Genomic DNA, 6334 nt, shown 5'->3' on the forward strand with positions numbered 1-6334 from the left:
AGCAGCGCCCCGGACCCGACCGCGGCCCCGGCCACGCCGACGACCATGCCGGCGGTCGAGACGATGCCGTCGTTGGCGCCCATGACCCCGGCCCGCAGCCAGTTCAGCCGTGACCCCAGGCCGCTGCCGGTCCGCAGGACCTCGCTGCTGGCCGGCGAGGCCGCCTCCGAAGCGCTCGTCTGAAGGACCGTGCGGTCCGTCATCGTGGTCACCGTCCACCTCCTTCGTCCCACGCGCGCCCGGTGCGCGCTGGTTGACTCCATGACACCGGGAATCGCGCTCGGGCGCCTTGACCCAGGTCAAGTCGCTGGAAGCAGTTGGGCCGCGGCGGTGTCGCAGGCCGAGAACTCCTCGGAGGAAGGGCGTGTATGGCGGTGCGTGACGGCGGTCCGCTCGCTGGGTCAGGCCCGGCGCCCCACCGACACGTGCTTCTCGCTCTCGACGGTGAAGGAACTGCCGTTCCAATCCGCGAAACGGTCCTCCAGCTGCAGCCCGGCGAGCCGAGCGCATGAGGTCGAGTTCGAGGAGAGTAGGACAGCAGCAGCCTCGCCGTGCCGATTCGCACCGACTTGTCACAAACGACAAGTACGACGATGTGCCGGTCGGAAACGACAAGTCGGATGAGAACCGACAGCCGCTTTAGGCGATGTGACGCAGATCCGAGACGCCGCCCGCTGCGAAGGACTCGTAGGTGACCACCTTCACCGAATCGCCGGGGTGTGGGGCCTCGACCACGAGCCCGTCACCCAGGTACATGCCGACATGCCCGGGCGCGGCCAACGTGCCGTCGGAACCCGGCGTCAGGATCAGGTCGCCCGGCGCGAGGGCAGAGGCCGTGGTCGGGGATCCGTCGCGTCGCTGGGTCAGTGTCGTCCGGGAGATCGCGACGCCGCCCGCCGACCACGCGCGCTGGGTCAGCCCCGAGCAGTCGTAGCTGTCCGGCCCGGTCGCGGCCCACACATACGGCTTGCCCAGTTGCGCCAGCGCAAACGTGATCGCGGCCCTCGCCCGCAGCGAGGTGCCAGCCGGGACCTTGTAGCGAGCCGGCAGCCCATGGGCTCCGATCGGTCCTGCTGGGGCTTGGCCGAGTCGGCTGCCGGCGCAGTCCTTCACCGCAGCGTCGGCTTGGATTCGGGTCAGCAAGGCGTGGGCGCGGTCCAGCTGCGCGCGGTAGACCGACCCGTCCGAGGATGCCGAGACCTGGACACGTTGCGCTGACACCCACGGCGGCATGGACTGCCAGTCGGGTAGCGCCAGCAGTCGGTCCAGGAGCAGGTTCGTGGAGGCGACCGGGTCCATCCGCTGCGCCGCCGACCCCCAACTCGGGCGTTGCTGGAAGATGCCCAGCGAGTCATGGTCGTAGCCGACGCCTTGACTCAGGAACTTGTTGCCGGACGGGTCGTGCGGGTTGCTCAACACCAGCAGATTCGACTCCGCCAGGCCGGTCATCAACGCAACCAACGCGGCCCGGTCGCCTCCGCGGCTCGAGGCGGTGGCCACGATGATCCGCGCGTTCTCCGCCGCTGCGCGCGGCAACCCAGCCAGTGGCCCCGACGTCGCGCACACCGACCCGGACAGCAGGCCCGTGCTCGCGTCGACGGCACCGACCCCACCGGAAACGACGCCGAGCCCCACGACCACGACGAGCATGATCGTCAGCAGTGCGGCACCGAGGACGCCCTTCACACTCTTCACGACCAAACTACCGGGCCCGCGGTACACGAGGAGTCGAAGATCGACCCACCCTTAAGCCGTAGACAGCGGGGTGGGTCCATCTCGCGAAAGCCATACCGACCGGCCGCTCGACCGCGGCCAGCCCGTCCGGGGATCCCTTCGTTTAGGCGGCCGGCGACGCCTTCGGAGCGCAGATAGCGATCGGGTAGTAGTAGTTGGCGAACCGGGCGCTCGTGCCGTTGTTGGCCATCCGCACCAGCCACTGGTCGGACCTGCTGCCGGCTGGGCGTGAGGTGACCAGGTACTGCCCGCTGAACGCGCCGTTCTGCACGCCGCCACCGATGGCGACCTCACCGGAGGAGCAGAACGCCAGACCGCGAGCTGAACTGTTCAGCCCCACCGTGGTCTGCAGATGCACGGCGGAAGTCGGAGGCCTGCCGTGCGATGTAGCGCCGCTGGCTCGAAGACGGTGGGGCGCCGGTGGCGAAGAGCCTGAGCAGGCCCGGCCAGCCGGAGGGGGAGCCGGCGAACAGACGGTGGATGATCCGGCGTTGAGCTGGGCTGTAGCCCAGTTGCTCGAGCATGCGGTGCGTGGCCAGGCGCGAGTTCGGTCCCGCTGCTCTGGTGGAGATCGCCCGCATCGGATCCCGCGCGCCGGCGGCCCGGGCCCCGTCCAGGCGGGCGACCATCACCTCGAAGGCGGCGATCATGTGCATCGCTTCGAGTGGCTCGCGAAGACCGCAACGGTCAAGCCACTCCTCGAAGGTGGTCATGACGTCACCATCGCTTCGAGGACGAACTGGACGGGCGCGTCTGAGGTGACTCCCGTCATACCGTGCAAGGCATCGGCCTGGATGGCTCGCGCGGAGCCGAGGCGACTGCGGACGGCAACCGCGCGCAGGTGCCGGAAGAGGTGATCAGGCTTCATCTGCCGGGCGACGTCCTCGCGTGCGATCAGCCACATCATGGCGGCCACGAGCTCGTTCTGGCGGGCGTCCTCTCCGCCGATGTCCTGTGCTGTGTCGGAGCCCCAGGCGGTGCCGATGGTGTGGCCTCGGGTGCAGATCGTGGCTTGCAGGACGCGCCACAGCGCGTCCTGTTCCGGCGAGCGCTGCCGCAGACACGTGGTCCGGGCCAAGGCGGTGTGCAGCGCGATTGCTGCGCTTTGGCACTGTTCGATGCGGTTCATCGTTCACCCCTCCTGCCTGAACCGGTCGCGCACTCCAAGCCACTGGGAATGATCACCCTGCCGGGGCCCGAGTGGACTGGCCGATCGACGGTTCTGTGGATAACTGGTCCTGATGCCTCTCCTCCCTCAAGGCCGGCGGCCAGCTCCTGGTGATCAACAGCGCGCCATCTTGGTATGTCGGGCTGGTCGAGCAGGGACTCGACGGTCACCACCGCGTCACAGCGTCCGGGGGAGAGGGGATCGGGCAACCAGCGACTCACCGGGTACCGCGCAGGCCGTCTGGCAGCGTCTTGCGGGCAGGGTCTGGGCGGAGGACCGTCGTCATCGACATTCGTGTCCGTGGACCCTCTCTGGCCTGCGGGCCGGCTCAACGTCGAGGGCGTCGTCACCTCGGTGGAGTGGGTGCAGTTGGTGATGATCATGGCGGTCGCTCCCGGTCGGTCCTGGTTATCCACAAGGTCGCGCCATTGCCGTTGACGTCGATACCGCACCGGTGGGACGTTCGGGACGTTCTTGGTTTGCGGAAACGTCCCGGAGGTGGGAACCGTGGGCAACCAGAGGCTTCGGTCCGCGATGGACCATGCAGGGGTCACCATCGAGGGGCTGGCTCGAGACATCGAGGTCGACCCCAAGACGGTTCAGCGCTGGCTGGCCGGGCGCATCCCGCACGCGCGTCACCGGTGGGCGGTCGCTGACAGAGTCGATGAGGACGAGGAGTTCCTGTGGCCGGGGGCCCGCCGTCGCCCGGCGGAGGCTTTGGGCAGTGTGGCCGAGCTCGTCGCCGCGTACGCCTATCGCAGTGATGCCGAGCCGAGCCGGTGGTGGACCCTGATCACTGGGGCGCAGAACCGGATCGACCTGATGGGGTACACGCTCTACTTCCTGCCGGAGCAGCACCCGGACCTGATCCGGGTCCTGTCGCAGAAGTGCGCGGCGGGCTGCCGGATCCGGATGATGGTGGCCAGCCCAGAGGCGGAGAGCTTGCAGCTGCGTGAGGTGGAGGAGCATGCGCCGATTACGTTGTCGGCGCGCCTGCAGACCAGCCTGATCGCGTTCAAGCCGCTGCTGGCGTGCGACGGTGCGCAGCTGCGTTACCAGGACGTGCCGCTGTACAACTCGGTCTTCCGCTTCGACGACGAGATGTTCATGACCCCACACCTGTACGCCACTCCCGGACACAAGGCGCCGCTGCTGCACCTGCGACGGCTCGGCCCGAACGGGCTGTTCGATCGGTTCGCCGAGCACTTCGAGGCGATCTGGGCTGCGAGCGAACCGGCCTGACCTCCAGCTATATCCGCCCCGGCGCCCCGGCCGGCGGCGGCGAGCATGCCCTGCCCCGACCGGTGATGCCACCATGGGGGGATGGGACGACGCGACTTCTACGATGACCCCCGGGCGCCCGCCGCCAACTCGTTGGTGCCGGCCGCGTCGGCCGTGGTCGCGGATGACGCCGATCGGATCCTGCTGCACCGTCGCCGGGACAACCAGATGTGGGCACTGCCGGGCGGGCAGATGGAGCTCGGCGAGTCGATCGCCGGCTGCGTGATCCGCGAGGTCCGCGAGGAAACCGGGCTCGAGGTCGAGCCGATCGCCATCGTCGGGATCTACAGCGACCCCAAGCACGTCTTCTCCTACGACGACGGCGAGGTGCGCCAGGAATTCTCGATCTGCCTGGCCTGCCGGATCCTCGCCGGCGACCTGGCGGCCAGCGACGAGTCGTACGAGGTCGCGTTCCACGCGCCGAACGACATCGCCCGGCTACCCATGGTGGAGTCGATCAGGCTACGCGTCGAGGACTACCTGGCGGGGGACACCCCGGTGATCCGCTGATGGGTCCACGCTGTGCTGGTCAGGCATTCGCCAGCCGGCGTTCGATCTCGGCGCCGTCGCGCTCGAAGTCGGCAAGGCACGCTCGGCAGGCGCGAGAGACGGTGTGGTCGGGTCCGTAGCGTTCGCAGATCTCGTCCACCCGCTGCCGAACGGTCATGGGCTGACCGCTCGGCCCGGTGGTCAGGTCGCAGTAGGTCAGCGCGCGGTCCAACGGTGAGTCCTGGTAGGGGAACTCGTCGAGGTAGTCGTCGAAGCCACGCAGCTGTGCCTCCACGCGTGCGCCGGTGTGGTGCGCGACGAGCCGAGCCAGGCGCTCGTGGCCCCGGCGGCGCAAGTACCTGGCGCCGTCCAGCGGGTGGAAACCGGTCTTGGCCAGCGCGGGGGCATAGCCGATGTCATGCAGGTAGGCAGCTTCCACAAGTACCGGCAGGTCATCGCCAACCACTGCGCCCAGTTCTTCGGCGCGGCGCGCGACCTGCTGCACGTGGGTCCACCGGCGTCCGAGCGGCGACATGTGGGCCTCGGCCATCGTGCGGGCCCACGCCGGCGCGTCTGCAGACACCATCGATTCACCGTAGCGGAATGCCGCGGCCACGGACATGGAGCACGACGGCAACGGTCACGACTCCCCACCTTCGCCGATCCCGGGCGTGCTCTGCTCTTCGGTGACAGGCGGCGAGGTCGAGGTGGACTCCGCGGTCGCTGCCCGCGCGGCGCGTAGGTCGGCCCGCACCGCGGCAGGCGGCTGCGCCAGCAATGTTGCTGCCCGGTCGAAACCTGAGACTTCGGCCAGAGCTGCCCTGGCTCGAGACAGTTCCTGTTCGGCCTCGTCCAATCTGCGTTGCGGCGCGACCTGAGCCGCGGCCAGTCGTTCGACCGCGCGGTCCCGGCGGGCGATTGCTCGCTCGACCATGGTCAGCGCTCGTGCTTCTTGCCGCTGCGCTTCTCGCAATCGCTGGCGGGCCAACTGACTCTCTGGCTGCCTGGTGCTGTCCATCACCTGCTCCTTACCCAACGGACGCCGAACCCGCTCCGAGCCGACACCTGGACTACCTCCGAGCCGGTACACCGCTCGCTCCACTCGTCCCTCCGGTCAGCCGACCGCGCACCCCCGACCGGCTGACGTCGATCACCGCTCCGCCCGGATCGCCGATTCTCTCGTCCCACACCTCTGGCACCGCCCAGGCAAGGGTCCCGAATCAACGTGCGGTTGACCGACGCCGTTGGTTTGCAGGGACGAGTTGCTTTGGCTGGTTGCGGGGCGGGCGGCATCACCCCTGATGAGGCGCTGCAGGCTGGGGCCGTGGTAACTTTCCGTTGTCATTGTCAAATGTAAGTTTACGTGGTGAGGGGATCTGCGTGACGGTTCCGGGCTCGGCCGGGCTGGTCTTGGCGCCTGGCGTGGTGCATCTGGATGAGCCGGCGGCGGTGTTCGAGGCGATGTTGTCGGGGTGGGCGCGGCAGCAGAAGTCCCGGCTGCTGGCGGACGGGACGGTCGAGCCGCGGATGGCGCTGTTGCGTCGCTTTGTGGAGTTCACCGCCTCCTTCCCGTGGCAGTGGACGGCCGCGGACGTGGAGGACTTCACCGCCAGCTTGATGTCTGGAGGGGACCGGCTGGCTCCCTCGACGATCCGCGGCTAC

8 protein-coding genes and 2 pseudogenes are annotated in these 6334 nt (G+C 68.8%); 3 read left to right on the top strand and 7 right to left on the bottom strand.

Going from position 1 to position 6334, the window contains the following annotated elements; all coding sequences use genetic code 11:
- The 5 genes and pseudogenes from FRW57_RS24505 to FRW57_RS15595 form a co-directional block, all read right to left on the bottom strand.
- Positions 1-212: pseudogene (locus tag FRW57_RS24505) on the bottom strand (VIT1/CCC1 transporter family protein); the annotation flags it as partial.
- Positions 213-639: 427 nt separating this feature from the next.
- Positions 640-1695: a C40 family peptidase gene (locus FRW57_RS15580; protein WP_238999453.1), complete on the bottom strand. Its 1056-nt coding sequence runs from the start codon at positions 1693-1695 to the stop codon at positions 640-642.
- 142 nt (positions 1696-1837) lie between these two features.
- Entirely contained in the window at positions 1838-2005 is a 168-nt protein-coding gene (locus tag FRW57_RS15585; protein ID WP_162529377.1) for a hypothetical protein, read from the bottom strand.
- Positions 2006-2024: 19 nt separating this feature from the next.
- Positions 2025-2447 carry a hypothetical protein gene (locus tag FRW57_RS15590; RefSeq protein ID WP_152186424.1) on the bottom strand — a complete coding sequence of 141 codons (423 nt, stop codon included), beginning with the start codon at positions 2445-2447 and terminating at the stop codon, positions 2025-2027.
- On the bottom strand, positions 2444-2863 hold the full coding sequence (locus tag FRW57_RS15595; RefSeq protein WP_152186425.1) for a hypothetical protein: 420 nt from the start codon (positions 2861-2863) through the stop codon (positions 2444-2446). Before FRW57_RS15595 ends, FRW57_RS15590 begins: the two co-directional genes overlap by 4 nt.
- Positions 2864-3409: 546 nt before the next feature.
- Here FRW57_RS15595 and FRW57_RS15600 point away from each other — a divergent pair.
- Both FRW57_RS15600 and FRW57_RS15605 read left to right on the top strand, forming a co-directional pair.
- Positions 3410-4144 (top strand): helix-turn-helix domain-containing protein, encoded by a 735-nt coding sequence (locus FRW57_RS15600; protein ID WP_152186426.1) that lies wholly within the window; start codon positions 3410-3412, stop codon positions 4142-4144.
- A gap of 81 nt (positions 4145-4225) precedes the next feature.
- On the top strand, positions 4226-4693 hold the full coding sequence (locus FRW57_RS15605) for an NUDIX hydrolase (protein ID WP_152186427.1): 468 nt from the start codon (positions 4226-4228) through the stop codon (positions 4691-4693).
- 19 nt (positions 4694-4712) lie between these two features.
- On the opposite strand, the gene FRW57_RS15610 is transcribed toward FRW57_RS15605, so the two are convergent.
- Positions 4713-5258, bottom strand: coding sequence for an HD domain-containing protein (locus tag FRW57_RS15610; protein WP_162529378.1), 546 nt, complete (start codon positions 5256-5258; stop codon positions 4713-4715).
- 54 nt (positions 5259-5312) lie between these two features.
- Positions 5313-5690 (bottom strand): hypothetical protein, encoded by a 378-nt coding sequence (locus tag FRW57_RS15615; protein ID WP_152186429.1) that lies wholly within the window; start codon positions 5688-5690, stop codon positions 5313-5315.
- Between the two features lie 362 nt (positions 5691-6052).
- Here FRW57_RS15615 and FRW57_RS15620 point away from each other — a divergent pair.
- A pseudogene (locus tag FRW57_RS15620) lies at positions 6053-6334 on the top strand (tyrosine-type recombinase/integrase); the annotation flags it as partial.

It is taken from the genome of Segeticoccus rhizosphaerae (assembly GCF_009192725.1).
Taxonomy (GTDB): Bacteria; Actinomycetota; Actinomycetes; order Actinomycetales; family Dermatophilaceae; genus Segeticoccus; species Segeticoccus rhizosphaerae.